The sequence below is a fragment of the Brevundimonas sp. GW822-FHT03E11 genome (assembly GCF_058801445.1).
Window position 1 is genome coordinate 96,476 of sequence record NZ_JBXANG010000010.1, and the last position, 24,369, is coordinate 120,844.

General features: G+C 68.7%; 27 protein-coding genes. 13 read left to right on the plus strand and 14 right to left on the minus strand.

The features are described from left to right. Nucleotides 1-75 precede the first annotated feature (75 nt). Genes AC1RKE_RS14340 through arsH form a run of 5 tightly spaced genes read left to right on the plus strand, consistent with a single transcriptional unit; the run spans nt 76 to nt 3,115 of the window. The gene (locus AC1RKE_RS14340; protein WP_183204371.1) at nt 76-411 is read left to right on the plus strand and encodes an ArsR/SmtB family transcription factor; all 336 of its coding nucleotides are present in this window, start codon (nt 76-78) and stop codon (nt 409-411) included. 7 nt (nt 412-418) lie between these two features. After that, a complete protein-coding gene (gene arsC / locus AC1RKE_RS14345; protein WP_348683988.1) occupies nt 419-844 on the plus strand; it encodes an arsenate reductase (glutaredoxin) in 426 nt (141 codons plus the stop codon). Beyond that, nucleotides 841-1,920: an ACR3 family arsenite efflux transporter gene (gene arsB, locus AC1RKE_RS14350; RefSeq protein ID WP_348683989.1), complete on the plus strand. Its 1,080-nt coding sequence runs from the start codon at nt 841-843 to the stop codon at nt 1,918-1,920. Before arsC ends, arsB begins: the two co-directional genes overlap by 4 nt. Beyond that, a complete protein-coding gene (gene arsN2, locus AC1RKE_RS14355; protein WP_292020410.1) occupies nt 1,920-2,336 on the plus strand; it encodes an arsenic resistance N-acetyltransferase ArsN2 in 417 nt (138 codons plus the stop codon). The genes arsB and arsN2 overlap by 1 nt, the downstream gene beginning before the upstream one ends. After that, nucleotides 2,336-3,115 (plus strand): arsenical resistance protein ArsH, encoded by a 780-nt coding sequence (arsH, locus tag AC1RKE_RS14360; RefSeq protein ID WP_348683990.1) that lies wholly within the window; start codon nt 2,336-2,338, stop codon nt 3,113-3,115. The genes arsN2 and arsH overlap by 1 nt, the downstream gene beginning before the upstream one ends. Before the next feature lie 27 nt (nt 3,116-3,142). Here arsH and AC1RKE_RS14365 read toward each other — a convergent pair whose 3' ends face one another. The 7 genes from AC1RKE_RS14365 to AC1RKE_RS14395 form a co-directional block, all read right to left on the minus strand. After that, nucleotides 3,143-5,080, minus strand: a complete 1,938-nt coding sequence (locus tag AC1RKE_RS14365) for an FTR1 family protein (protein WP_492897318.1) — start codon at nt 5,078-5,080, stop codon at nt 3,143-3,145. Nucleotides 5,081-5,147: 67 nt separating this feature from the next. Beyond that, the gene (locus AC1RKE_RS14370) at nt 5,148-5,588 is read right to left on the minus strand and encodes a MerR family transcriptional regulator (RefSeq protein WP_292020415.1); all 441 of its coding nucleotides are present in this window, start codon (nt 5,586-5,588) and stop codon (nt 5,148-5,150) included. Nucleotides 5,589-5,639: 51 nt separating this feature from the next. After that, on the minus strand, nt 5,640-6,185 hold the full coding sequence (locus AC1RKE_RS14375; RefSeq protein ID WP_292020417.1) for an MAPEG family protein: 546 nt from the start codon (nt 6,183-6,185) through the stop codon (nt 5,640-5,642). 64 nt (nt 6,186-6,249) lie between these two features. Further along, nucleotides 6,250-6,756 carry a signal peptidase II gene (gene lspA, locus AC1RKE_RS14380; RefSeq protein WP_348684054.1) on the minus strand — a complete coding sequence of 169 codons (507 nt, stop codon included), beginning with the start codon at nt 6,754-6,756 and terminating at the stop codon, nt 6,250-6,252. A 148-nt stretch (nt 6,757-6,904) separates the two neighbouring features. Next, nucleotides 6,905-7,207, minus strand: coding sequence for a DUF8200 family protein (locus tag AC1RKE_RS14385; protein WP_292020423.1), 303 nt, complete (start codon nt 7,205-7,207; stop codon nt 6,905-6,907). 27 nt (nt 7,208-7,234) lie between these two features. Next, nucleotides 7,235-7,918, minus strand: coding sequence for a class I SAM-dependent methyltransferase (locus AC1RKE_RS14390; RefSeq protein ID WP_292020425.1), 684 nt, complete (start codon nt 7,916-7,918; stop codon nt 7,235-7,237). Beyond that, nucleotides 7,915-8,562, minus strand: a complete 648-nt coding sequence (locus tag AC1RKE_RS14395; protein WP_292020427.1) for a cation efflux transmembrane domain-containing protein — start codon at nt 8,560-8,562, stop codon at nt 7,915-7,917. The genes AC1RKE_RS14390 and AC1RKE_RS14395 overlap by 4 nt, the downstream gene beginning before the upstream one ends. A 139-nt stretch (nt 8,563-8,701) precedes the next feature. Between AC1RKE_RS14395 and AC1RKE_RS14400 the strand changes: the two genes are divergently transcribed. The 5 genes from AC1RKE_RS14400 to AC1RKE_RS14420 are packed head-to-tail and all read left to right on the plus strand — an operon-like array spanning nt 8,702 to nt 15,345. Beyond that, nucleotides 8,702-9,049, plus strand: coding sequence for a hypothetical protein (locus AC1RKE_RS14400; protein WP_292020428.1), 348 nt, complete (start codon nt 8,702-8,704; stop codon nt 9,047-9,049). A gap of 54 nt (nt 9,050-9,103) precedes the next feature. Next, nucleotides 9,104-10,360, plus strand: coding sequence for a TolC family protein (locus AC1RKE_RS14405; protein WP_292020431.1), 1,257 nt, complete (start codon nt 9,104-9,106; stop codon nt 10,358-10,360). Next, nucleotides 10,357-11,523, plus strand: coding sequence for an efflux RND transporter periplasmic adaptor subunit (locus tag AC1RKE_RS14410; protein WP_348684056.1), 1,167 nt, complete (start codon nt 10,357-10,359; stop codon nt 11,521-11,523). The genes AC1RKE_RS14405 and AC1RKE_RS14410 overlap by 4 nt, the downstream gene beginning before the upstream one ends. A gap of 10 nt (nt 11,524-11,533) precedes the next feature. Then, complete coding sequence (locus tag AC1RKE_RS14415) at nt 11,534-14,755, plus strand: efflux RND transporter permease subunit (protein ID WP_492897323.1); 3,222 nt, start codon at nt 11,534-11,536, stop codon at nt 14,753-14,755. Further along, complete coding sequence (locus AC1RKE_RS14420; protein ID WP_292023531.1) at nt 14,752-15,345, plus strand: cation efflux transmembrane domain-containing protein; 594 nt, start codon at nt 14,752-14,754, stop codon at nt 15,343-15,345. Before AC1RKE_RS14415 ends, AC1RKE_RS14420 begins: the two co-directional genes overlap by 4 nt. A 19-nt stretch (nt 15,346-15,364) precedes the next feature. Here AC1RKE_RS14420 and AC1RKE_RS14425 read toward each other — a convergent pair whose 3' ends face one another. The 7 genes from AC1RKE_RS14425 to AC1RKE_RS14455 all read right to left on the minus strand — a co-directional run bounded on the left by AC1RKE_RS14425 (nt 15,365) and on the right by AC1RKE_RS14455 (nt 23,129). Next, nucleotides 15,365-15,826 (minus strand): DUF411 domain-containing protein, encoded by a 462-nt coding sequence (locus tag AC1RKE_RS14425; protein WP_292023529.1) that lies wholly within the window; start codon nt 15,824-15,826, stop codon nt 15,365-15,367. A 106-nt stretch (nt 15,827-15,932) separates the two neighbouring features. Next, a complete protein-coding gene (locus tag AC1RKE_RS14430; RefSeq protein ID WP_348684604.1) occupies nt 15,933-16,298 on the minus strand; it encodes a copper-binding protein in 366 nt (121 codons plus the stop codon). Beyond that, entirely contained in the window at nt 16,295-19,444 is a 3,150-nt protein-coding gene (locus tag AC1RKE_RS14435; RefSeq protein ID WP_348684603.1) for an efflux RND transporter permease subunit, read from the minus strand. Before AC1RKE_RS14435 ends, AC1RKE_RS14430 begins: the two co-directional genes overlap by 4 nt. Next, entirely contained in the window at nt 19,441-20,910 is a 1,470-nt protein-coding gene (locus AC1RKE_RS14440) for an efflux RND transporter periplasmic adaptor subunit (protein ID WP_492897326.1), read from the minus strand. Before AC1RKE_RS14440 ends, AC1RKE_RS14435 begins: the two co-directional genes overlap by 4 nt. Nucleotides 20,911-20,918: 8 nt before the next feature. Then, complete coding sequence (locus tag AC1RKE_RS14445) at nt 20,919-22,193, minus strand: TolC family protein (RefSeq protein WP_082382643.1); 1,275 nt, start codon at nt 22,191-22,193, stop codon at nt 20,919-20,921. 92 nt (nt 22,194-22,285) lie between these two features. Beyond that, nucleotides 22,286-22,669: a hypothetical protein gene (locus AC1RKE_RS14450; RefSeq protein WP_292044861.1), complete on the minus strand. Its 384-nt coding sequence runs from the start codon at nt 22,667-22,669 to the stop codon at nt 22,286-22,288. A gap of 34 nt (nt 22,670-22,703) precedes the next feature. Then, nucleotides 22,704-23,129, minus strand: a complete 426-nt coding sequence (locus AC1RKE_RS14455; RefSeq protein ID WP_224761354.1) for a MerR family transcriptional regulator — start codon at nt 23,127-23,129, stop codon at nt 22,704-22,706. A gap of 78 nt (nt 23,130-23,207) precedes the next feature. Between AC1RKE_RS14455 and AC1RKE_RS14460 the strand changes: the two genes are divergently transcribed. The 3 genes from AC1RKE_RS14460 to AC1RKE_RS14470 are packed head-to-tail and all read left to right on the plus strand — an operon-like array spanning nt 23,208 to nt 24,181. Then, on the plus strand, nt 23,208-23,597 hold the full coding sequence (locus tag AC1RKE_RS14460; RefSeq protein ID WP_054765269.1) for a hypothetical protein: 390 nt from the start codon (nt 23,208-23,210) through the stop codon (nt 23,595-23,597). Then, entirely contained in the window at nt 23,594-23,812 is a 219-nt protein-coding gene (locus tag AC1RKE_RS14465; protein ID WP_082382644.1) for a GDCCVxC domain-containing (seleno)protein, read from the plus strand. The genes AC1RKE_RS14460 and AC1RKE_RS14465 overlap by 4 nt, the downstream gene beginning before the upstream one ends. 9 nt (nt 23,813-23,821) lie before the next feature. Next, nucleotides 23,822-24,181: a bleomycin resistance protein gene (locus tag AC1RKE_RS14470; RefSeq protein ID WP_054765270.1), complete on the plus strand. Its 360-nt coding sequence runs from the start codon at nt 23,822-23,824 to the stop codon at nt 24,179-24,181. Nucleotides 24,182-24,369 lie beyond the last annotated feature (188 nt).

Genomic DNA, 24,369 nt, shown 5'->3' on the forward strand with positions numbered 1-24,369 from the left:
CCTCTCCACCGTAGGCTTGCGCAACTCCCGGGACACGCGACTTGAATATTTCCATAATTCGACTAATATGGAATAATGGAAACCGAAGCTTCGATTCTCGCCCTGGCCGCCTTGGCGCAGTCAACGCGGCTGGAGGCGTTTCGCCTATTGGTCCGCCACGAGCCCGACGGTCTGCCGGCTGGTGACATCTCTAACCATTTGGCCATTCCGGCGAACACGCTGTCGTCCCATCTCGGCGTCCTGACCCGGGCGGGACTGATCAAGTCGGAGCGCCGCAGCCGGTCGATCATCTACCGGGCTGACCTGGACCGGCTTCGCGATCTCGTCCTCTTCCTGCTCAAGGACTGCTGCGGGGGCAGGGCGGACCTCTGCGAGCCCCTGCTGGCCGAACTTGCACCCTGCTGCCCCTGAGGATCCCGTGGACATCGTCATCTATCACAACCCCGCCTGCGGGACGTCGCGCAATGCGCTCGAACTCATCCGCCACGTCGGCATCGAGCCGCATATTGTCGAGTATCTGAAGACGCCGCCGTCGCGGACTATGGTCGCCTGGCTGGCTAAACGGGCAGGCAAGCCGCTGCGCGACCTGCTGCGCGAGAAGGGCACGCCCTTCTCCGAGCTGGGTCTCGACGCCCCCGGCCTGACGGACGAGCAACTGCTCGATGCGATCGAGGCCCATCCGATCCTGCTCAACCGTCCGATCGTCGTAAGTCCCCTGGGCGTGGGCCTCTGCCGCCCATCGGAGGCCGTGCTGGACCTGCTGCCGGCCGAGAACCTGAAGCCCTTCACCAAGGAAGACGGGGAGGTCGTCATCGACGCCGACGGCCGGCGGGTGACGCGATGACCGACGCACCCGCCGCTTCGCCGCGCCGCCTGTCGTTCCTCGACCGCTGGCTGACGCTATGGATCTTCGCCGCCATGGCGCTGGGCGTCCTGCTCGGAACCGTCGTGCCGGGCTTGCCCGCCTGGGTCGACAGCCTCTCGGTCGGGACCACCAACATCCCGATCGCCATCGGCCTGATCCTGATGATGTACCCGCCGCTGGCAAAGGTCCGCTATGAGGCCTTGCCGCGCGTGTTCGCCGACAAGCGGGTCCTGGCCCTGTCCCTGATCCAGAACTGGGTTCTCGGGCCGGTGCTGATGTTCGTCCTGGCGGTGATCTTCCTGCGCGATCAGCCGGAGTACATGACCGGCGTGATCCTGATCGGCCTGGCGCGCTGCATCGCCATGGTGCTGGTATGGAACCAGCTGGCGCGCGGCGACAACCAGTATGTGGCCGGCCTCGTGGCCTTCAACTCGGTCTTCCAGATCCTGTTTTTCAGCCTCTACGCCTGGCTCTTCCTCACCGTCCTGCCGCCGCTGTTCGGCCTGCAGGGCAGCGTGGTGGACGTCCGCGTCTGGACCATCGCCGGAGCCGTGCTGGTCTATCTCGGCATGCCGTTCCTGGCGGGTTTCCTGACCCGCCGCAGCCTGATCGCCCGTAAGGGCGCCGAATGGTACGAGCGCCGCTTTCTTCCGCGCATCGGGCCGATCACCCTGATCGCGCTGCTGTTCACCATCGTGGCCATGTTCAGCCTCAAGGGCGGAGAGGTCGTCGCCCTGCCGCTGGACGCCCTGCGCATCGCCATTCCGCTGACGATCTACTTCCTCGTCATGTTCGTCGTCAGCTTCCTGATGGGCAAGCTGAGCGAGGCCGACTACCCGCGCACCACGGCCCTGGCCTTCACCGCGGCCTCCAACAATTTCGAGCTGGCCATCGCGGTCGCCATCGCGGCCTTCGGCCTGGCCTCGCCGGTCGCCTTCGCCGCCGTCATCGGCCCGCTGGTCGAGGTGCCGGTGCTGATCCTGCTGGTGTCGGTCGCCCTCTGGATGGGCCGGCGCTGGTTCCCCGACACCGTTCCGCCGGCGGACGCCGGGTGATGGTGGTCCTGCATCTGATCGAGGCGCACGACGTCGGCCTGATCGCCGCGCTGCGGGCCGAAGGCCTGCCCGCGCCTGAGGCCGGCCGCTACTTCAGCGCCGATCACGACGGCGCCGTCGTCGGCTACGTCGGGCTTGAAGGGGAGGGGCGCGACCTGCTGCTCCGCTCCCTGGTGGTGCTCGCCGACCGGAAGGCGCGTGGCCTCGGAAGCCGGATGCTGGCCGCCGTCGAAACCGTCGCCGGTGACTTGGGCGGCGCACGCCTTCATCTGCTCACCACCACGGCCGAGCCCTTCTTCACTCGGCACGGCTACCGGGCGGCGGACCGCCAGACGGCGCCGGAGGCGATCCGGCGGACCCGCGAGTTCGCGGGGCTGTGCCCGGCATCGGCGGCCTATCTGACCAAGGACCTGTGATGACGTTCGACCGCCTGCGGGCGCTGCCTGATCCGGATCATCTGCCGGCCCTGGACAAGGCCTATTTGTCGGTCGATCCTGCTCGCGGTCTGGGGCCGCACGACCCTCCGCTCCGGATCCTGCTTCTGTACGGATCGCTGCGCGAACGGTCCTACTCGCGCTTCTGCGTCGAGGAGGCGGCCCGCCTGCTGCAGTGGATGGGATGCGAAACCCGCATCTTCGATCCGTCGGACCTGCCCCTTCCGGGGGCGCCGGGCGACGACGACCACCCGGCCGTGCGCGAACTGCGCGAGCATGCCCTCTGGTCCGAAGGCATGGTCTGGTGCAGCCCCGAACGGCATGGCCAGGTCTCGGGCCTGATGAAGCTGCAGATCGACCATCTGCCCCTCAGCATGGGCGGCGTCCGCCCGACTCAGGGGCGGACCTTGGCCGTCATGCAGGTTTCCGGCGGGTCCCAGAGTTTCAACGCCGTCAACACCCTGCGCCTGCTCGGCCGCTGGATGCGGATGATCACTATCCCCAACCAGTCGAGCGTTGCCAAGGCCTTTCAGGAGTTCGACGACGCCGGGCGGACGAAGCCCTCCGCCTACTACGAGCGGATCGTCGACGTAATGGAGGAGCTGGTGCGCTTCACCATCCTGACCCGGCCCCACGCTGTCCAGCTGGTCGACCGCTACTCCGAGCGTAGAGCCTCCGGGCTTGCGATCGACGCCGCGACGGATCTGTCGGCCATCGCCTTCAAGCCGCAGGTCCCGCAAAGTCCTTCCACGCCGACCTGACGGCGTTAGACGCGCGCTCATTAGAGATCAGGCGGCAGTCGGGGCCTTTGTGCCCGACGGCCGGGACGATCGGACGAAGCCGATCGCAAGAATGGCCACGGTCAGGATCTGGACCCCGACGCCCTCGAGCGTCGGGTAGAGGCCAAGGATCTCGATTCGGGGAAGCCAGGCGATCGGATGGACATCGATCCAGCCCGCCTCCTGCAGGGCCGCGACCCCCTTGCCGACCAGCACGACCGAAAGCACGGCCATCAGGATCGAGCTGAGGGAGAAGAACTGACCGATCGGCAGGCGCTTGCTGTAGGTCAGCAGGGCCCAGGCGATGACCGCCAGAATGGCCACGGCGGTCAAGGCGCCGGCCAGCATGCCGACATGGCCGCCTTGGCTCCAGATGGCGGCGTAGAACAGGATGGTCTCAAACACCTCGCGGTAGACCACCACGAAGGCGAGCAGGAACAGCAGCCAGGCCGACCGCCCCGACAGGGCCTTGGACAGTTTCTCGCGGATGTAGATCTGCCAGGCGTCCGCGTGGGACTTGCCATGCATCCAGATGCCGACCGAGACCAGGACCGCGCCCGCCAGCAGAGAACCGAAGCCCTCCGTCAGCTCCCGGCTCGCCCCGCTGATCGAGATCAGGAAGGTCGCCGCCGCCCAGGTGGCCCCGCCGGCGAGCAGGGCCGCGACCCAGCCGCCGTGTACATAGCGCAGCGCCTCGGGGCGTTCCGCCTTGCGCAGGAAGGCGATCATGGCGACCACGATCAGCAGAGCCTCCAGGCCTTCGCGAAGCAGGATGGTGAAGGCGCCCGCGAAACTGGCGACGTTGTCCGCCTCCTGCGGGGCCAGGGCCCGTTCGGCGGTGTCGAGCAGGGCGTTGAGCCGCGCGACCTGGGCCTGGACCTCTTCGGCGGGCGCGCCGCGCCCGATGGCGGCCCGCAGGCCGGTCATGGCGGTTTCGACACGACGCAGCAGGGCGCCGTCGCGGGCGCCGAGCGCCGGCTCCACCGGCTCGAAGCCGTCGAGATAGGCCGAGAGCGCCAGATCGGCGGCCTGTTTGCGGTCGCCCGCGCGGTAGGCCGCCAGGCTTTCCGCCAGGCGTGTGCGGGCGAGCGTGAGCGCGCCGCCCGAGGCCGGAGAGGCGGCGTCCGGATGCCGGCGGATGTAGGCGGTGACGGCGCGGGCCTTGGTCTCGCCGATGCGCGACGCCAGGTCGGCGGGCGTGGTCTGGGTGACGGAGGCCAAGGTGGGGAAGGCGGTGCGGATCGCCGGATCGCTCTCCCACAGACGTTGGCCTTCGGCGGCCTCGGCGTCGGTGAAGGCGAACCGCCCGACGTAGAAGGCCAGGGCCCAGCGATCCTCCGCCGGGAGATGCGCGAAACTGGCCATGGCGGTGCCGTCCAGGCCCTGGTCGATCACCTGATAGAGGCCGAACACGCTGCGCTGGCGGGCGCGCTCGACGTCAGCGAAGGCGATGGGCGCGGGATCCAGCCCCTGGGCGCCCTCGCCGTCGGCTCGTCCGGTGACGCCGTGGCAGACGGCGCACTGCTCCTGATAGAGGGCCTGCCCCCGGGCGAGATCGGGTGGGAAGGCCGGCGCCAGCGGGCTCGGATAGGCCGCGAGCAGCGCCGCGGCGAGGGACTTGGCCCGGGCGCCGACGTCTTCCGGCGAGGCTTTGGCGCGGATGCTGCTCTCGAGCGCTGCGGCGTTCCGCGAGAGGTCCGCTTTCGCCTCATGGGCGGGGAGGGCGGCGATCCGGGTGCGGATCTGACCGGCGAACTCGATCATTTCTCCGTATTCGGCAGCGCTGATGACCTGTCCGTTCGCGACGGCGCCGGCATAGTCGACCGCGACATAATCCAGCAAGCGCCAGGCGACCTGGGCCTCGGAGGCGGCGGGGGCTTGGGCGTGGGCGGGAATGGAGAAGCCCAAGGCAAGAGCCAAGAGAAGCGATCGGAGCAGATGACGCATGACGAGCCTAGCTGTGAACGGGTCGCATTAGCATTCGTGCGACGAGGTGTCGCGGCCAATGTCGCGCTTAGGCCGTCGGGACGGCTGCAGGCGCCGGATCATGCAAGACCTCGATGACCTTGCAGGCCGAGACGCGGCCGCCTGCGCATTCGGCGGTCATGCGGGATAGCTCTCCCTGGAGCGCCTTCAGCTGAGAGATTTTGATCGTGACATCGGCGAGGTGGCGCTGGGCGATAGCGTTGGCTTCGCTACAGGGCCTTTCAGGATGGTCGGCCAGATCCAGCAGCGATCGAATGGCGTCGAGGTCGAAACCCAGCTGACGCGCGTGACGGATGAAGGACAGTCGGCGCAACGCGTCCCCGTCGTAAAGTCGCCGATCGCTAGCCGTGCGCGGTGGGACGGGGAGCAGACCGATCTGCTCATAGAAGCGGATGGTAGGGACCTTCACCCCGGTGGCGGCCGCCAGCTTGCCGATGGTTTGCAGGGCGAAGGCGGGAGCATCGGGCATGGCGGGAACCTAGGGGGCGGGATGGTCCGCGACTAGAGGCGGAGGGCGAACTCAACGACCCAAGAAAATCTGGAAGATGGCGATGGCGTAAGCGGCCAAGGTCGAGGCGCCGGTGAGCGCCATGCCGAAGGCCCGGGCCGCCGCGCCTTTGGGGTAGGCGAACGCGAAGGTCACACGACCGAAAAGGTAGAGCGCGACGAGAGCGGGCAGGAGGACGAGCTCGGGCCCCCTCAAGGTGGTAGCCAGGATCAAATGGCCGCCGAAGGCCAAAACCGTCTGCTCCAGGGAGTTCTGCAGGACGGCCGCGGGCGCCGCCAGCCGGGCGCTCGGCGGCGCGTAGGCCGACCCCGGGCGGTCCGCGTCGGAGCGAAAACGCACGCTGGCCACTACGCGGACGCAGCCAGCCAGCCAGAGGAAGATTGGCAGATCGACCCGCAAAGCATACGCCAGCCGCTCGGCGAGCGGCGGCGCTCCGTCGATCCCCGCCCACTGCGGCGGCAGCCCCATCCAGGCCCCGACCAGCACGGCGACGGTCATTGCGATGGCGGCCATCGACCAGATGAGGATGAGCGTCTGCTCCTTGTCGAGCCTCATCATGTCGTGTCCCTCATCCCGGCGGGCGAGCGGGCCTCCGGGCGCAACTGACCTTCCGACCGCAAGCTCACCGCCGAATCTCCACGGCGCCGTCGTCCCTGGCGTTCCGCGCCGACAAGAAGATCAGGGCCGCCACGCCGAGAACAATGGCGGCGTCGGCGAGGTTGAACGTCGGCCAATGCGCCTTGCCGATATGAACGTCGATGAAGTCCGTCACCGCGCCCGATCGGACGCGGTCGACGATGTTGCCCAGCGCCCCGCCGGCCACCAGCGCCAGTGCGAAGATCATGCTTTGACGTCGTGAACGGCCGATCGCGACCAGCATCGCCGCCGCGATCAAACCGGTGACCGTTACGAGGAGCCAGCGCCCCGCATCCCCATCGGCCGACAGCAAGCCGAAGCTGACGCCCCGGTTGAAGCCGAGGATCAGGTTCAGGAAAGGACCGAGGTCCACCGGCTCGTCGAGTTGAGCGCGAGCCCAGGCCTTGGTCGATTGGTCCACGACCACGACGAACCCCGCCAGAGCAAAGCCGAGCGTTCGTGCGAGGCTGGAAGGCAAGGGCGTTTTAGTCATCGGCGCCGCCCACGGACTTGCGCGCTCTGTAAAAGGAAATCCAGCCGTTCGGCGTCGGAGGCGGTGTCGGCCACCAGGCTTGGCGAGAAGACCATTGTCTCTAAACCCTGACGGGTCGGGCATGACATCGACATTGACGTTACCGCCGTCACCGGTTGCATACGGCCAGTTGCTCGCCCGAGAGGACCGTGCCCTTCCACGAGAACTCTGTCACGGCGCCGAAACGGGCCACGACGCGGCGGCAGGCGCGCGGCGCCGGCTGATCAACACCGCCTGAGGCGGTGCAGGTCTGGCCTTCGCAGCGCCAGTTCGCACCATCGATGATGGTGGCGCGGGCGGGGACGCGCGACGCGTCCGCCAGGACCGCGCGTGTCGGCGCGGTTGACTGGGCGACGACGGGGGCAGCGGCGAAGGCGGCTAAGAGGGTGAGCATGGAGAGAACCGTGCGCATTGAAGGCTCCTTTGGTGAGGGGATGAGTCAGGGTCGAGCAGCGATAGGGCGAGCTAGCGGCTTGCGCGCCCTGTAGAGGGAGATCGAGCCGCTCGGCGTGGGAATGACCTTGCATTCCTCCACGCCCTCGAAGCCGACCTCGGCCATGAGGCCCTGGAGAACGCCTTCAGCGCTCGGCTGGGTATTTTCCCGACCGTCGAGCGCCTGGACCTGGCGGAAGAGAAATCGCATCAGCGGAGTGCGTTGCAGACCGTAGTCGGCGATATGCAGCTCGCCGCCGGGCCGGAGGGCGTCGAACATCGCGGCGAGGCCGCTCCGTTTGCCGGCGAGCGGAACCTGATGGAAGACCAGGCTGGAGACGGCCTTGTCCGCCCGGCCGGGTCCGACCAGCGTCGCCGCGTCGTCGGCGTATCCGCGGGCAAAGACGACGGCCAGGCCGCGCTTCGTCGCCCGGTTTCGGGCGCGGGCGAGAATATCCGGATCGGGATCGATCCCGATCACCTTCGCCGTCGGCGCCTCTGCCGCGATCAAGGCGGTGAGCGCGCCTGTGCCGCAACCGACATCGACGAGTGTTTCAGAAGCCCCGGGGGCGATCTGGTCGAGGAAGGCCGATCGCCAGCGGCGCTCGCGCGTCCAGAGCGCAATAGCCAGGTCGTAGAGGCCGCTCAGGCCTGAGTGACCGAGGGCGGGCGTGTAGTCGATCGTCGTCATGCGGCCTCGCGCAGTTCGTCGCGCGACTGACGCACGACCGCCCAGGAGGACTGCAGAAACACCCCGGCCAGCAGAATTCCGGCGATCAGGTCCGGCCACCGCGACGCGGTCAACCAGACGAGGGCGCCCGCCCCGGCGACCACGAGGCTCTGGATCAGGTCGTTGCGGGTGCACAGCCAGACCGAGCGGACGTTGGCGTCGCCGTCTCGGTGGCGCACCAGAAGGAGGGCGGCGATGACGTTGGCGGCAAACCCGAACAATCCGAGGCCGGTGATCACCGAGCCCTCCGGCGGAGCCCCCGTGACCGCACGCCAGATGGCGAAGCCAAGGATCGAGAGCGCCAGCAAGCCGAGGCTGGCCCCCTTTAGAAGCGCGGCGCCCGCGCGGACGCGAACGCTCCGGCCGATGGCCCAAAGGCTGATCGCGTAGGTGGCGCTGTCGGCCAGGAAGTCGAGGGCGTTGGCGCCGAGCGAGGCGGACCCTTGTGCGATCGCACCCCCGATGATCGCCACGAACGCGAGGGCGTTGATGGCGATCACGGTCACCAGGATCCGGCGGTACGCCGGGGTGGCGCCATCGAACTTCGGCGTGCTGCAACCGCATCCTGCAGCGGGGGTTGCGTCGGGTGTCAGAGGCGTCGACATGGGGAGACTCCGGTGAGAACACCCCCCTTCTGCATCCTCTAGCAACTAGAGGATCAAGCGGAAAATGCGCGAAGCGGACGGTCGACAGCGAGCCATGCCGTTCTGATTGATCTGTCGGACAATCATGGTAAGGGGGCTTATGGGACGTTCCCGATTCCATCGTGGTCTACTGGCGACGCTTCTGGCGGCGTTCATCGCCGTTTTCGGCATGACGTCCGTCGATGCGATGGCCTGTGAATGGCCGGCGGGATCCACAACGGCCGCGACGGTGGTCGTTTCGGAACCGGCGGACTCCCGGCCGGACGAGCCCCGCCAGTGCGGGCCGTTCTGCAGCTACTGCCAGTGTCACCACATCGCCATGACCGCCGCGGACGCGCCTTCGCCTCCGGCCCTGATGCCGGTTCGCAGCGTCTCCAGCCGGGTCGCCCCGGCCGACGCCTTCGTCTCGCGCACGCCGTCCGGACCGGATCGACCGCCCCAAGGCTGACGGGACTGCGCCCTGAGCGGCGCCTTTCACGTCAACCTTTCGGGACATGAGATCATGCCTTCTCCCATTCGCCGTCGGCCGCATCTCGCGGCGGGCTGCGCGCTGGTCGCCCTGGCGACCAGTCTGACCGGTCCCGCCTGGGCCGATCCCGCGCCGAGCTACGAAACGCTTCTGCAGCGTCTCGGCCAATCACCGGCGACGCTTGAGGCCGACGCCTTGCTTGACGCCGCCGAGGCGCGCGTGCGTCAGGCGAGGGTCAGGCCGAATCCGACCGCTGCGCTCGAGGTTGAAAACGCCTTCGGAAGCGGCCCATTCGAGGGCTACAACAACGCCGAAACCACGCTCTCGCTCAGCCAGGACCTGGAATTGTGGGGTCGCCGGGGCGCCCGCGTCGAAGCGGCGCGCGCCGACGCCGGAACCGCCTCCTTGCGGCGTGACATGGCGGGCATCGAGGCCGCGGGACGTCTCGCGCTGGTCTATGCCGAGGCTGAGGCTGCGGAAAGGCGCGCGGACCTCGCTCAGGAGGCGTTATCGCTCACCGTAGCCGATACGCGGGCGGCCCTGACTCTGGTCGAGGAGGGACGTGAGCCCTTGCTGCGCGGTATCCAGGGAGAGAGCGAAGCGGCCGCCGCCCGCGCCGCGCTGGATGAAGCCCAAGCAGAACGCGATGCGGCTTTCGCCCGGCTGAGGGCGGTCGCCATGCTGACCGCTCCGGTGACCTCCATCGACAGCGGCCTGCTCGACCGCGCGCCCCTGGCGGCGAGCGACGACGGCGCAGCCGGAACGCTTACAGTACGGGTGGCGGAAGCGGATCGTGAGGCGGCGGAGCGCCGGATCGACGTGGAGCGCTTGAGGTCCCGACCCGACGTGACCGCGTCCGTCGGCGTTCGCCGTTATGAAGCCGAAGACGCCACCGCCGTCACGCTGGGCGTGAGCTTGCCGCTGCCCTTGTTCGATCGCAACCGAGGCAACATCGAAGCGGCGCAGGCCGAGTTTCGGGCCGCCGACGCCCGGCTGCTGGGCGCCCGTCAAGAGGCGCAGGCGGATCGTGACGCCGCGATGGCGCGTCTCAGCGCTTCGGCTAGCCGGGTCGCCGCGGCCGACGCCGGCGTCGCCGCGGCCGAGGAGGCCTACCGGCTATCGAGGATCGGATTCGAAGCCGGCCGTATCTCACAACTCGAGCTGCGCTCATCCCGCGCTGCCTTGATCTCCGCCCGCAACGCCGCCGTTGACGCTCGCCTCGCGCGGGTCCGCGCCGAAATCGACCTCGCGCGCCTGCAAGGCCGCGCCCCTTTTGGAACGTCGCAATGAATCACACCTCGCTTCGCAAACCCTGGCTCCTGGGTGGAGCCGCCGCCGTGATCCTGCTTGGCGGCGTCGGGCTTTATTCGGTCTTCGGCCCGGAGCCCGCGCCTGCCGCCGAAGAAAGTGGGGAGGAAGGCCATGAGGCGGAAAGCGGCGCCGCCGAGGGCGTCGTGGTCCTCACTCCGGCCCAGATCCAGGCGGCCGGTATCGCCATGGTGACGGTCGCTGGTGGCGGAGGCGGCGAGACCCGGTTGAGCGGTCGGGTCGAACCGATGGTCGATGCGCGAGCCTCTGTCGCGGCGGTGATTGGCGGGCGGGTCGAGCGGGTTCTGGTGGCGCCCGGACAACCGGTGCGAACCGGACAGCCCTTGGCCATTCTGGTGAGTGGCGACGCCGCCACCTACCGCGCGGACGCGGAAGCCGCCAACGCTTCAGCGGAGGCCGCGCGTCGCGCTTACGAGCGGGATCAAAATCTGGAGCAGGCGGGCGTCGTCGCCCGACAGGACGTCGAAGCGTCGCGGGCGCAGGCGCTGAGCGCGGAGGCGGCGGCGCGGGCAGCGCGCGCCCGCACGGCTGCAGCCGGATCGCCAAGCGCATCGGGTCGCGTAAGCGTCGCCAGCCCGATCAACGGCGTTGTGACCAGCGTTCAGGTCGGACCTGGTGGCTTCGCGGCCCAAGGGAGCGTGATCGCGGAGGTCACCAATCCCGCCCGTGTCGAGATCGTTTTCAATGCGCCTCCCGCCTTGGCCGCTCAAGTCAGCCCCGGCGTCCGGATGAATGTGCAAGGGGCGAACGGCGAGTTCGCTGCGGTCGTCACCGGGGTCGCCGTCGATGCAAGCGAACAAAGCGGCGCGACGATCATCCGCGCCCGGCCCGTCGACGCAGGCTTGCCTCCCGCCGGCTCGGCCGTCAGCGGTACGGTCGTGACCGGCGCCTTGTCGGATGGTCTCACCGTGCCGTCCGAGTCCGTCCAGACCGTGAACGGCTCGGCTGTGGTCTTCGTGCAAACGGCGGACGGCTTCCGGGCCGTTCCGGTGCTGATCGGCCGGCAAGCCGGAGACCGAACCGAAATCCTGCGCGGATTGGACGGCTCCGAACGTATCGCGGGGGCCAACGCCTTCCTCCTGAAAGCGGAACTCGCCAAGGGCGAGGCCGAAGACGAAGACTAGGGATCGATCCATGTTCAATGCCGTCATTTCGGCGTCGGTCCGGTTCCGCTGGTTCGTCGTCATCGCCGTCGCCCTCGTCGCCGGACTGGGTCTGTTTGAACTGACCAAGCTTCCGATCGACGCGGTCCCGGACATCACCAACCGCCAAGTGCAAATCACCACGGTCGCTCCCGCCCTCGCGCCGGAACAGATCGAGCGCCAGGTGACCTATCCGCTTGAAACCGCGCTGTCGGGCGTTCCTGGCCTGACGAGCACCCGATCGCTATCGCGCAACGGGTTCAGCCAGATCACCGCCATCTTCACCGATGAGACAGACATCTATTTCGCGCGCCAGCAGGTCGCGGAACGGCTGGCGGCCGCTCGTGAGGGTCTGCCCGAGGGTGTCGAGCCCGCGCTTTCTCCCATCACCACCGGCTTGGGCGAAGTGCTGATGTGGACGGTCGATTATGTGCCGTTCAACAGCCAGAACCTGTCCCGACCCGGCCAGCCGGGTTGGCAAGCGGGGGGCGATTATCTGACTCCCGAAGGCGAACGGCTCGCGACGCCAGAGCAGCGCGCCACCTATCTCCGCACGGTTCAGGACTGGATCGTCGCGCCTCTGATGCGCGGCACCGAGGGACTTGCCGGCGTCGATACGATCGGCGGCTACGTCAAGGAGTATGCGGTTCGACCGGATGTAGCGCGGCTCTCCAGCTATGGTCTTGGGCTGAATGACCTGACCGAAGCGCTCGAACGGGCGAACACCCAGGCCGGCGCCGGCTTCATTCGACGGGGTGGAGAGGCCCTGGTCGTTCGCACGGATGCCTTGGCGGGCAACGTCGAGGATTTGAGGCAGGCGCCGATTGTGAACCGGGGCGGTCTCGTCATCCGCGTCGCTGACGTCGCCACGGTCGAGGTCGGGCAGGGGCTTCGGCTCGGAGCCGCCAGCCGGGATGGCCACGAGGTGGTCATGGGAACGGCTCTGATGATCGCCGGCGGCAATAGCCGCACGGTGGCTCAAGCCGCGGCGGAACGTCTAACCGAGGTCGGCGACAGCCTGCCGCCGGGGATCGTCGCAACGCCGGTGTTGAACCGGAGCGAGCTGGTCAATTCCACCATCGCCACAGTGGCGCGCAATCTGACCGAGGGCGCCCTGCTCGTGGTGGTGATCCTGTTCCTGCTGCTGGGCAACATCAGCGCGGCGAGCATCACCGCGCTGATGATCCCGCTCAGCTTTCTGTTCGCCGTCATCGGCATGAACCACTTCGGGATCAGCGGCAACCTGATGAGCCTGGGCGCCCTGGACTTCGGGCTGATGGTTGACGGCGGAGTGGTGGTGATCGAGAACACCCTTCTGCTGCTGGCTCAACGGCGCGCCCAACTCGGTCGGGTGCTTACCCGCCACGAGCGGTTAGGGGTGGCGATCCAATCCGCGCGCCAGATGGTTAAGCCAGCCGCTTTCGGCCAGTTGATCATCCTCCTCGTCTTCGCACCGTTGCTGCTGCTGGAAGGCGTGGAAGGCAAGACCTTCCAGCCGATGGGCGCCACCGTGATGCTGGCGCTCGTAGGGGCTTTCATCTTCTCCTTCACCTTCGTGCCCGCGATGACCGCGCTGCTCGTGCGAGATCCCAAATCCTCGCACGTCGGACCCGACGGGGAGGTCGTCGAACATGAAACGCGGATCCTCCGCTTCGCCCGCCGGTGGATCGAGCCGGCCATCCGGCAGGCGGTGGCCCGGCCCCAGGTCGTTCTGATCTCGGCGGTGGCGGCCGTAGCGGTCGGCGCGGCGTCCTTCATGGCCTTGGGCAGGGAGTTCATCCCCACGCTCGACGAGGGCGACGTGTCGATGTTCGTGGCCAAACCTCCGGCGACGTCACTCGAACAGTCGCTTCGAATGCAGCAGAATCTCGAACGCGCTCTTCTGGCGACGCCCGAGGTTCAATCGGTTTTCTCCAAGACGGGCACCGCCGAGGTCGCGATCGACCCAATGGGGCCGAATATCTCCGATGCGGTCATCATCTTGAAGGATCGAAACGACTGGCCCGAGCCCGGTCTACACAAGGAGGAACTGGTCGAGCGCCTCGAGGCCACCGCCATGGAGCAGCTCGGAAACGCGTTCGAATTTAGTCAGCCAATCGAAATGCGTTTCAACGAACTGAGCTCAGGCGTGAGAAGCGACCTCGCAGTCACTGTTTTCGGCGACAACTTCGTCACGATGCAGGGCGTCGCGGACCAGGTCGCCGCGGCTCTGCGAGCAACGCCGGGCTCGGCTGACGTGCGGGTGGAGCAGGCGTCGGGTTTGCCGACGCTGACGGTCAGCGTCGACCGGTTCGCCGCCGCCAATTACGGGTTGTCAGCGGCCGATGTCAGCGAGGCCGTATCCGTGGGCGTCGGGGGGGCAGAAGCGGGTCGCATCTTCGAAGGCGATCGTCGCTTCGATGTGGTGGTCCGTCTGCCGGATGACGCTCGCAATGATCCCGCAGCCCTCGCCGCCTTGCCGATCGTCTCGTCGTCAGGCGTCGTCGTACCGCTCGCTTCGGTGGCCCGGATTCAGACCGCCGAAGGCCCCAACCAGATCAGCCGCGAGAACGGCAGCCGGCGGATGGTCGTCCAGGCCAATGTGCGGGGACGGGATCTGGGCGGTTTCGTCTCCGAGGCCCAGTCGCGGGTTGGAGAGATCGACCTGCCGGCGGCCGTGCATCTCGACTGGGGCGGCCAGTTTGAAAATCTCAAGCGCGCTGAGCAGCGCTTCGGCGTCGTCATTCCGATCGTCTTCATCCTGATCGGAGTCTTGCTGTTCCTGGCGTTGGGCTCCTTCGCCGAGGCTGGGTTGGTCTTCGCATGCGTGCCGCTTGCGCTCGTTGGCGGAGCCCTCGCTCTCTTTTTGCGCGGGATGCCGTTCTCCGTCTCGGCCGCCGTCGGTTTCATCGCGGTCTCGGGCGTGGCGACCCTCAACGGCCTGGTGCTGATGCAGGCTATTCGCGAGCGACTGACATCCGGCCTGCCGGCGATGGAGGCGGCGGTCGAAGGCGCCTCCAGTCGTCTGCGAGCGGTCCTGACGACCGCGCTCGTGGCGATCGTCGGTTTCATTCCGATGGCGCTGGCGCACGGGGCGGGCGCAGAGGTGCAAAAGCCCTTGGCCACCGTGGTCATCGGCGGCCTTTTGACCGCAACGGCGTTGACCCTTCTGGTCTTGCCGACCTTCGCCGCCAGGGCGGTCAGACACCGAGCCTCGGAAGGAATGGACGATTGACAGCCTTGAACGCGAAAGACCGCGAGCAGCGACGCACTCTGCTCGTCGTTTTGATCCTGAATGCGCTGCTTTTCGCAGCGCTCGGTATCGGCGGAGTGATCGCCGATTCCAGCGCCCTGCTGGCTAACGCGGTCGACAACGCCTCGGACTCGGTCGTCTATCTGATCAGTTTCCTGGCCGTGGGGCGCGCAATTGCGTGGAAGCGGCGGGCCGCCCGGGTCTCGGGCGTCCTTCTGCTGGTTTTCGCCGCCGGGGTGCTGATCGATGCGGGGCGGCGTTGGTGGTTCGGGGCGGAGCCAATCGGCTGGACCATGATCGGCCTTGCGGTCATCGCCGCGGTCGTGAACCTGATCTGCCTGCAGATGCTGCGGCGGCTGGACGGCGACGATGTCAATCTGCGCGCCGCCGAGACGTTCAGCTTCAACGACTTCGCCTCCAACGGCGGGATCATCGTCGCCGGCGGTCTGGTGCTTTGGCTTGGACAGTCGTGGCCGGATCTGGTGGTCGGAGTTCTGGTCGCTGGCGTCGCGGCCAAGGGCGGCCTGGAGATCCTGGAGGACGCGCGGGGCTCGGAAGCGGACGAGGCCTAGCCCGCTCGCCGACGGAGGGTCAGGCGCCGTTGTGCCGTCCAAACACCCGGGTGGAACCGTCGTTGAGGATCAGCATCGTGGTGTAGGGCTCGCGTCCTGCGGCCTCCATGCCCGGCGAGCCGGCGGGCATGCCGGGGGCGCTCAGGGCGCGAGCAGCCGGGCGTTCACGCAGCAAGCGATCGACGTCGCCGGCCGGCACATGACCCTCGACCGCATAGGCGCCGACGACGGCCGTGTGGCAGGAGGCCAATCGATCCGGGATCCCGTGTCGGGCCCGGATCGGCGCGAGGTCCTCATGCTCGATGACCTCGACCGTCCAACCGGCTTGACGCATGTGGCTGATCCAGCCGCCGCAGCAGCCGCACCAGGGCGTCTTGTAGGCGGTCAACCGATTCTCGGGTGCGGCCCAAGCGGTTCCAGCGGCAGTGAGAGCCGGCGCAGCGGCCAGCAGGACTCTGCGTGACAGGAAGATGGATGACATCGGACTTCCTTGAGAGGCTGACAAGGATGACTCTAGGCGGGGCGCGTCGTCGCCGCGACGTCCGTGATGTCGCGGCGACGACCGACCTTGACCGACCCGGACCGGTCTATTCCGGACGGATGGCGGTGATCTCGCTGGTCCCGCCCTTGATCACCAGGTCGAAGCGGACCCGGTCGCCGGTCTTGACCGTCGCCAGTAGCGCCGGATCCGCCTTGAAGCCCATCGTCATGGCCGGCCAGCCCACCTCCGGAATTGGGCCATGGTCGAGCGTGACGGTCCCGGCTGCAGGATCGACGGCGGTTACGACACCGGTTCCGTGGCCGGTCGTCTGCGCGGCGGGGGTCGGCGCCATGGGCACCATTGCTGCGTCCTCGGCGGGCGCGGCGGTGTCTGGCGCCGGTTCGGTCGGCTGGCCGCAGGCAGCGAGCAAGGCGGTCGAGGCGAAGGCGGTGAGGGTCAGAAAGCGCTTCAAGGGGTGTCTCCTTGGATTGAAGCAGTGGAGGGGGACGATCGGCGTCTCAGGAGCAGGTAGGCCGCGGGGATCACCAGCATCGAGAGCAGGGGGGCGGTCAGCATGCCGCCGATCATGGGCGCCGCGATGCGGCTCATGACCTCCGAGCCGGCGCCGTGGCCGACCAGGATGGGGAAGAGGCCGGCGAGGATCACCGCGACCGTCATGGCCTTGGGGCGCACCCGCAGCAGCGCGCCTTCGCGCACGGCCTCGGCGACCTGGTCCGGCGAGGGCGAAGGCCCCCGGTCGGCCAGAGCATGTTTGAGGTAGATCAGCATGACCACGCCGAACTCCGCCGAAACCCCGGCGAGGGCGATGAACCCCACACCGGTGGCGACAGACTGGTGATAGCCCAGCAAATAGAGGATCCAGATTCCGCCGGTCAGGGCGAACGGCAGGGTTCCCATGATGAGGGCGGCCTCGTCGAGTCGGCCGAAGGTCACGTAGAGCAGGACGAAGATGATCAGCAGGGTCGCGGGCACGACGATCATCAGCCGCGCCGCGGCCCGCTGCAGGTACTCGAACTGCCCGGCATAGGCGACGCTGACCCCGGGAGAGAACCGCACGTCCCGGGCCACGGCCGTCCTGAGGTCGGAAACGACCGACGCCAGGTCGCGCCCGCGGACGTCGACGTAGACCCATGTCGATGGCCGGCCGTTCTCGGTCTTCAGCATCGGCGGACCGTCAGCGATCCGGACCTCGGCGACCGTGCCGAGCGTGATCTGCTGTCCTGACGGCGTCAGCACAGACAAGGCGCGCAGCCCTTCGAGGCTGTCGCGCAGTTCGCGCGGATACCGGACGTTGATGGGGTAGCGGGCGAGTCCCTCGATGGTCTGTCCGATGGTCTCGCCGCCGATGGCGCCGGCGACGATGGACTGCACGTCGGCGATGTTGAGGCCGTAGCGCGCGGCGGCGGCGCGGTCGATGTCGACATCGATATAGCGGCCGCCGGTCAGCCGCTCGGCCAAGGCGGAGCTCACGCCCGGCACGCCCTTGGCCGCCCGTTCCACCTCGGCGGCGATCCGGTCGATCTCGGCCAGATCGGCCCCAGAAACCTTCACTCCGATGGGGCTCTTGATGCCGGTCGCCAGCATATCAATGCGGTTGCGGATCGGAGGCACCCAGACATTGGCCAGCCCCGGAACCTGGACGGCGCGGTCAAGCTCCTCGACCAGCTTCTCTGGCGTCATGCCCGGCCGCCACTGATCGCGCGGCTTGAACTGGATGGTGGTCTCGAACATCTCCAGCGGCGCGGGGTCGGTGGCCGTCTCGGCCCGCCCGGCCTTGCCGAACACCGTCTTCACCTCCGGCACGGTCGAGATCATCCGGTCGGTCTGTTGCAGCAGGTCCGAAGCCTTGGCCGCCGACAGGCCGGGCAGGGCCGAGGGCATGTAGAGCAGGTCGCCCTCGTCCATACTGGGCAGGAACTCGCCGCCCAGCTGGCTGAGCGGCCAGGCGGTGGTGGCGAAGGCCAGGGCCGCGAGCAGCAGCGTCAGCCGGGGTCGGCCCATCACCCAGTCCAGCGCGGGTTGGTAGGCTCGGGTCAACGCCCGGTTCAGCGGATTTTCCCGCTCGGCCGGGATGCGGCCGCGGATCAGATAGCCCATCAGCACCGGGACCAGCGTGACGGACAGGATGGCCGCCGCCGCCATTGCGTAGGACTTGGTGAAGGCCAGCGGCGCGAACAGCCGGCCTTCCTGGGCTTGCAGGCTGAACACCGGCACGAACGACAGGGTGATGATGACAAGGCTCAGGAACAGCGCCGGCCCGACCTCGGCGGCTGCGTCGGTGACGACCCGCCAGCGGGCCTCGCCTTGCAGACGCTCGTCTGGATGGTCGTGCTCCCAGCGCTCGATATGCTTATGAGCGTTCTCGATCATCACGACCGCGGCATCGACCATGGCCCCGACGGCGATGGCGATGCCGCCTAGCGACATGATGTTGGCGTCCACGCCCTGGACGCGCATGACGAGAAAGGCGGCCAGCACCCCCAGCGGCAGGGTCAGGATGGCGACCAGGGCCGAGCGCGCATGCCAGAGAAACAGGCCGCAGACCAGGGCCACGACCAGGAACTCTTCCAGGAGCTTGGTGCTGAGATTGGCGATGGCCCGGTCGATCAACTGAGAGCGGTCGTAGGTGGTCACCACCTCGACCCCGGCCGGCAGGCTCGCCTTCAGGCCTTCCAGCTTGTCCCGGACGGCGGCGATGGCGGCGCGGGCGTTTTCGCCGGAGCGCAGGATCACGATCCCACCCGCCACCTCACCCTGGCCGTTCAGTTCGGCGATGCCGCGGCGCATCTCCGGTCCGACCTGGATCGTCGCCACGTCGCCCAGCCGGACCGGCACGCCGCCTGCCGCCGTCCGGATCGGAACGGCCCGGAAATCGTCCAGGTCGGTCAGGTAGCCATTGGCCCGGACCATGTATTCGGCCTCGGCCAGTTCCAGCACCGAGCCGCCGGTCTCCTGATTGGCGCGCTGGATGGCCTCGACGACGGCTTGGTGGGTGACGCCGTAGCCGGCGAGCCGGGCCGGATCGAGGACCACCTGGTATTGCTTGACCATGCCGCCGACGCTGGCGACTTCAGCTACGCCCGGCACGGTCTTGAGCTCATAGCGCAAGAACCAGTCCTGCAGGGACCGCAGCTGCGACAGGTCGTGGCGGCCGGTCCGATCGACCAGGGCGTATTCGTAGATCCAGCCCACGCCGGTGGCGTCCGGCCCAAGCGCCGGTCGGGCGCTCTCGGGCAACCTGGACTGAGCCTGGTTGAGGTATTCCAGCACCCGTGAGCGGGCCCAGTAGAGGTCGGTCCCGTCGTCGAACAGCACATAGACGAAACTGTCGCCGAAGAAGGAATAGCCGCGCACCGTGCGCGCGCCCGGGACGGACATCATTGTCGTGGCCAACGGATAGGTGACCTGGTTCTCGACGATCTGGGGCGCCTGGCCCGGATAGCTCGTGCGGATGACGACCTGAACGTCGCTGAGGTCCGGCAGGGCGTCGACCGGGGTGCTGCGCGCGGCCCACAGACCGGCGGCGAGTAGGGCCAGCGCCGCAAGCAGGACGAAGACGCGGGCCTTGACCGAGGCGCGGATGACGGCGGCGATCACGGTCTGGCCTCGACGGGGGTGAGACGCAGGATCGTCGCCTTGCCGGCCTTCAGCTCGAAGTCGAGGCGGACCCGGTCGCCGACGGCCAGGCCGCGCGTACGGGCGGCGTCGGGAAGGTCGAAGGCCATGGTCATGGCCGGCCAGTTCAAGCTGGCGATCGGCGGATGCGAAATGGTGATTGACCCGGGCGTCAAGGCTTCGACCCGTCCCGTCGTCTGGTGGACTGTCGGAGCGGCCGCCGCCGTCGCGGCGCCGGGCGATCCGATCGGCCGCGCCTCGACCCCTGAGAGGCTGGCTTCGGAATCGATCAGGAACTGGCCGGAGGCCACCACCCGCTCCCCTTCGGCGAGGCCGGCGAGGACTTCGCTCTGGCCGGCGGCCTCGCGGCCGATACGGACCTCGGCCGGGCGGAACCGCCCGCCCGGCTCGGCCAGCATGACCAGCGTACGGGTTCCGGTGCGGATCACCGCTTCGGAAGGGACGACCAGGGCGTCAGTTCCGCCACCGCCGAGGGCGATCTGGCCGAACATCCCCGGCCGCAGCCGGCCGCCACGGTTGGCGAGTTCGACGCGCCCGGTGACCGTGCGACTCTCGCCGGCCACCTCGGGCAGCAGAGCCGTGAGACGACCGGTGAACCGCTCGCCCGGGAAGGCGGCGAGCGTGACGTCCACTATCTGACCGGTGCGCAGGCGGCCGGCTAGGGCTTCAGGAACGGCGGCGTTGAGCCAGACCGTCGACAGGCCGTTGATCTCAGCCAGGGTCGCGCCCGCCGGGACGCTCATGCCAGACCGGACGCCCAAGGTGCGGATCACGCCGCCGATGGGACTGGTGACGGTGATGACGGTGCGCGGCCGGCCGCTCCGCTCGACCGAAGTGATCAGGCTCTCGGGCATGCCCAGCAGCACCAGGCGCTGGCGCGCCGCCTCGATCAGGCGATCGTCGCCGCTGCGCCGCACCGCCAGATACTCGGTCTGGGCCCCGCCCCAGTCCGGGACGAGCAGATCGGCCAGCGGCGCCCCGGCGACGATGATGTCGCCGGGCGCGCGATTGTAGGTCCGCTGCACGAATCCGGCGGCTCGGACCTGGACGACGGCGATGTCGCGCTGGTTGAAATCGACCACGGCGGTGGCGGTCAGATCGTCCGCCAGCCGACCTTGTCGCGCCGTGGCGAAGCGGACGCCCAAGGCCTGAATTCGGGACGGGTCGATGCGGACGCCCGGCGCCGCGCCGGCCTCGTCGGCGTAGCGAGGAACCAGCTGCATATCCATGAAGGGCGATTTGCCAGGTGCGTCGAAATGCTGGTCCGGGACCATGGGATCGTACCAGTAGAGCACGGCGCGGCCGTCGCCCGAGGCGGCGGTCGGCGCCTTGGCGGCCGGCAGCCATCGGCCGGCCAGCAGGCCGCCGCCCAGGCCGACGGCGAGCAACAGGACGGCCGCCGCCGCCAGCCGGGCGCGGGGGGACATGAGGCGGGTCATTGATCGGCGCTCCCATAGATGAGCGTGAGCCGCACGGCGTCGCGGGCCACGGCGGCCTCGCGGTCCAACGCCTCCAGGCGGGCGTCGGCGACGGCGGTGAAGGCTTCCAGCACCTCGCCGATCCCGGCGCGGCCCGCGCCGTAGCTGGCGGTCTCCAGGTCCGCGCGCCGCAGGGCGTCAGGCAGGACCACGTCCCGCGCCCTCAGCCATTGGTCGTGATGCATGACATGGTCTGCGAGGTCGCTCTCGAGCTGAGCCCGCAGCGTCCGCAGCGCGGCCTCGCGCTCGACACGGACCCGGGCGGCGTCGGCGGACCGGGCGGCGATCACCGGAGCCTGTCGCTGGTCGGCGAACAGAGGCAACCTGACACGCGCGCCGACCGAGACCATGTCGCCGAACATCGGGTCGCGTCGGCCGTACTCGACCTCGAACGCCCAGTCGGGCCTTTGCCCGGCCTGGGCCATGGCGACATCGGCGTCGGCGCGCGTGCCCGCCGCGGCGTAGGCCTGCAGCATCGGCAGGCGGTCCAGGGCGGCCCGCAGGGTCGCAGGATCGACCTCGACGTGAGGCGGCGTCCCGGCGGTCGTGGGCGCGGGATCGTCAGTCCAGCGGGTCACCTCAGCGCGCGCCCGGGCCTCGTCGGCCCGCAGGCCCGCGAGTCGATCTTCCAGGGCGGCCCTGAGGCGGACGGGCGCCAGCCCCGTCGCCGGCCGGTCGGCGCCCGAGGCGACGCCGGCGGGGGCGGCCTCCCACAGCGGCTCCAGGGTCGCCAGGACCTCTTCGACCGCGCGGCGCTTGCGGTCGGCGTAGTGCAGGTCGATCCAGGCCAGCCCCGCCGCGAGGCGGACGTCGCGCCGGGCGATGCCCGCCCGGGCCTCGGCCACGCCGATGTCGGCGTCGGCGACCGCGCGTTCGGCGCGCCGCCGCTCGCCGCTCGGCACGCTCTGCATCAGGCCGATGCGGGCCATGGTCATCTCGTCGTCGCCGAAGCGGCCGGCCATCGGACCCGACACCGGAAAATTGTCGACGCCGAAGGTCAACTCCGGGTCCGGCAGTCGTCCGGCCGCGTCGGCGCCGGAGCGGGCGGCTGCGACCTCCAGGTCGCTGGCTCTCAGATCCGGCGCCGACTCGGCCCGGGTCAGGGCCTGGTCGAACGTAAGGGGGTCGGCGAGGGCGGGCCCGGACGCGTGGAGCAGGGCGATCAGGCTCGCCGCGAGGCCGGCGCGGCGCGGCGCGACGCCTGGCGCGGTCGGCCAAATGGGGTTCGACATGGGTCAAGGTCCGAAAGTTGACGAGGCTCGAGCGAGCGCGACGGACGGCGGCGCGACGCCAGACGGCGTCGGCAGTCGTTCAGGGCGTGGCTTCAGGCCTGGGGCTTTGGAGGACCTTGCAGCGGCGGCGGACCGACTCCGTCGCGGTCGGTGTCGGCCGGACGCAGGACGGCCAGACGATGTGGGGGAAACGGGGCGGCCAGCGCCGCCGGGCCGGGGAAGGGAACGGCCAGGCCGGCGCAGCCGACCTTGGCGAGGCAGGCGGAGCTCATGTCCCGGCACGGCGCCTTGGACTTGGAGGACGGGTCAGAAACCGGCGCGGCCGTTTCGGGGCAGTCCGGACAGCAGTCCGACATGTCCATCGTGGTCGCCGTCGCCGGCGTCATCGGGGGCGAAGGGGTCGCATGCGCCGTCGTCTGACCGACGAAGCCGGTCAGGGCCAAGGCGACGAGAAGGGAGCGGATCAGGGCCCACATGCGAACCCGACTAGGCTCCTCACGCCATGCCGAGTCAAGATCGACGGGTCTGGAGCAAGGCCCTCGCCGGCTCCGATGAGCCGAGTTCGGCGATGACCGGGCAGTGGATTCGCCGGCCCGCCTCGCAGGCGTCGACCGCTTGCTGGAGCACACCCCGCAATCTTTGAAGGTCGGCGATCCTGGCGTCGATGCCGGCGACATGCTCGCTCGCAAGGTCCCTGATCTGGGCGCAGGCTTGCAGGCCCGGTTCGCTAAGCGCGATCAGCTTGCGAATGGCGTCGACGCCGAATCCCAGCTCCCGCGAGCGGCGAATGAACCGCAGCCTCTCGAGATGTTCGGGGTCATAGCTGCGGTGGCCGCCGCGGGTGCGGCCCGGCTTCGGCATCAGGCCGATGCCTTCGTAGTAGCGCACCGTTTCGAGGTTCACGCCGGCGCCCGCCGCCAACTTTCCGATCGTCAAGACACTCGCCGACATTTCCGCTTGATCCCGTAGCCGCTACGGGTTGCATCCTAGCGATCGATCGAGCGAGGGAAAGCCATGGACGCGCCAGAAAACAAAAACGGAAACGTTCCGGAGATGGCGGTCAGCGTGTCAGCCGCCGCCGGCGCCGCCGCGTCCCTGTTCGCTTGGGCCGCCTGTTGCGTCCTGCCGCTCGCGCTCTCGCTCGCAGGGGTCACGTTCGCGGGAGCGGCGGTGATCGCCGGGATGCGCGGCTGGCTGACGCTCGTCGCGATCGCGGCCTTGCTCGCAGGATGGGCGCTTCACTGGCGGCGGCGCCAGCGATGTCGCCGCGATGCGTCGTGCCGGCGGCCGTCGCGTGTGGCGTTCTGGCTGCTCGTGGCGGCCACGGTGCTGGTCACGCTGTCTCTGGCCTGGCAACCCATCATCGAGCCGTGGGCGCTGCCCCGCCTGGCGGTGGCCCGATGACGGCCGCGGTGGAGTTGCAGTCCACGCTGGTGTGCCCGCACTGCGGCCACTCTGCGACCGAGACCATGCCCACGAACGCCTGCCTGTATTTCTATGACTGCCTGGGCTGCGGTCGAACGCTCAAGCCCAAGGCCGGTGACTGTTGCGTCTTCTGCTCCTACGCCGACGTGCCCTGTCCGCCGATCCAGGTGGATGGAAAGGGTTGCTGCGCTTAGTCTGGCGCGATGAGCGATCACGCAACCCCCAACCTCCCGTCCCGCGACTTCGAAGCGACCTCGCGCTTCTACATCGCCCTTGGCTTCGTCCAGGGTTGGCGCGACGACGGCTGGATGATCCTGACGCGTGGCGAACTGACGCTGGAGTTCTTCCCCCATCCCGACCTCGACCCGTCGACCAACGACTTCAGCTGCTGCCTGCGACTGGACGATCTCGACACTTTCTATGAGATCTGCAAGTCGACGGGACTCGCCGAAACCTGCTGGGGCCAGCCGCGCCTGCATGCGCCGAGGGTCGAGGACTGGGGCGGCTGGGTGGGCGCCCTGATCGATCCCGACGGAACGCTGCTTCGACTGATACAAAACTGAGGCCGCCGGAGATCCCGGCGCGACAATCGGCCGGGCGCAAAGTGTCCGCGCCACGCCCTTGCGACGCTTCAGGTCTGGAGGCGCGCGACCGCGCCGGCGACGCCGCCGCCAAGCGCTAAGTCCGTATGTCCTTTCCCTCGTCCGGCGTGATGCCGGATGCTGCAGCCTTCAGCAGCGTCGAGGAGGAA

Bases quoted from the DNA above. Each gene is read 5' to 3' on its own strand.
- AC1RKE_RS14400 (WP_292020428.1), top strand. From the start codon at position 8,702: ATGGGACGTTCCCGATTCCATCGTGGTCTACTGGCGACGCTTCTGGCG.
- AC1RKE_RS14375 (WP_292020417.1), bottom strand. From the start codon at position 6,185: ATGATGAGGCTCGACAAGGAGCAGACGCTCATCCTCATCTGGTCGATG.
- AC1RKE_RS14470 (WP_054765270.1), top strand. From the start codon at position 23,822: ATGAGCGATCACGCAACCCCCAACCTCCCGTCCCGCGACTTCGAAGCG.
- arsH (WP_348683990.1), top strand. From the start codon at position 2,336: ATGACGTTCGACCGCCTGCGGGCGCTGCCTGATCCGGATCATCTGCCG.
- AC1RKE_RS14390 (WP_292020425.1), bottom strand. From the start codon at position 7,918: ATGACGACGATCGACTACACGCCCGCCCTCGGTCACTCAGGCCTGAGC.
- AC1RKE_RS14465 (WP_082382644.1), top strand. From the start codon at position 23,594: ATGACGGCCGCGGTGGAGTTGCAGTCCACGCTGGTGTGCCCGCACTGC.
- arsB (WP_348683989.1), top strand. From the start codon at position 841: ATGACCGACGCACCCGCCGCTTCGCCGCGCCGCCTGTCGTTCCTCGAC.
- AC1RKE_RS14460 (WP_054765269.1), top strand. From the start codon at position 23,208: ATGGACGCGCCAGAAAACAAAAACGGAAACGTTCCGGAGATGGCGGTC.
- arsN2 (WP_292020410.1), top strand. From the start codon at position 1,920: ATGGTGGTCCTGCATCTGATCGAGGCGCACGACGTCGGCCTGATCGCC.
- AC1RKE_RS14415 (WP_492897323.1), top strand. From the start codon at position 11,534: ATGTTCAATGCCGTCATTTCGGCGTCGGTCCGGTTCCGCTGGTTCGTC.
- AC1RKE_RS14410 (WP_348684056.1), top strand. From the start codon at position 10,357: ATGAATCACACCTCGCTTCGCAAACCCTGGCTCCTGGGTGGAGCCGCC.
- AC1RKE_RS14365 (WP_492897318.1), bottom strand. From the start codon at position 5,080: ATGCGTCATCTGCTCCGATCGCTTCTCTTGGCTCTTGCCTTGGGCTTC.
- AC1RKE_RS14385 (WP_292020423.1), bottom strand. From the start codon at position 7,207: ATGCGCACGGTTCTCTCCATGCTCACCCTCTTAGCCGCCTTCGCCGCT.
- AC1RKE_RS14340 (WP_183204371.1), top strand. From the start codon at position 76: ATGGAAACCGAAGCTTCGATTCTCGCCCTGGCCGCCTTGGCGCAGTCA.
- AC1RKE_RS14440 (WP_492897326.1), bottom strand. From the start codon at position 20,910: ATGTCCCCCCGCGCCCGGCTGGCGGCGGCGGCCGTCCTGTTGCTCGCC.
- AC1RKE_RS14395 (WP_292020427.1), bottom strand. From the start codon at position 8,562: ATGTCGACGCCTCTGACACCCGACGCAACCCCCGCTGCAGGATGCGGT.
- AC1RKE_RS14450 (WP_292044861.1), bottom strand. From the start codon at position 22,669: ATGTGGGCCCTGATCCGCTCCCTTCTCGTCGCCTTGGCCCTGACCGGC.
- lspA (WP_348684054.1), bottom strand. From the start codon at position 6,756: ATGACTAAAACGCCCTTGCCTTCCAGCCTCGCACGAACGCTCGGCTTT.
- AC1RKE_RS14405 (WP_292020431.1), top strand. From the start codon at position 9,104: ATGCCTTCTCCCATTCGCCGTCGGCCGCATCTCGCGGCGGGCTGCGCG.
- AC1RKE_RS14425 (WP_292023529.1), bottom strand. From the start codon at position 15,826: ATGTCATCCATCTTCCTGTCACGCAGAGTCCTGCTGGCCGCTGCGCCG.
- AC1RKE_RS14445 (WP_082382643.1), bottom strand. From the start codon at position 22,193: ATGTCGAACCCCATTTGGCCGACCGCGCCAGGCGTCGCGCCGCGCCGC.
- AC1RKE_RS14370 (WP_292020415.1), bottom strand. From the start codon at position 5,588: ATGCCCGATGCTCCCGCCTTCGCCCTGCAAACCATCGGCAAGCTGGCG.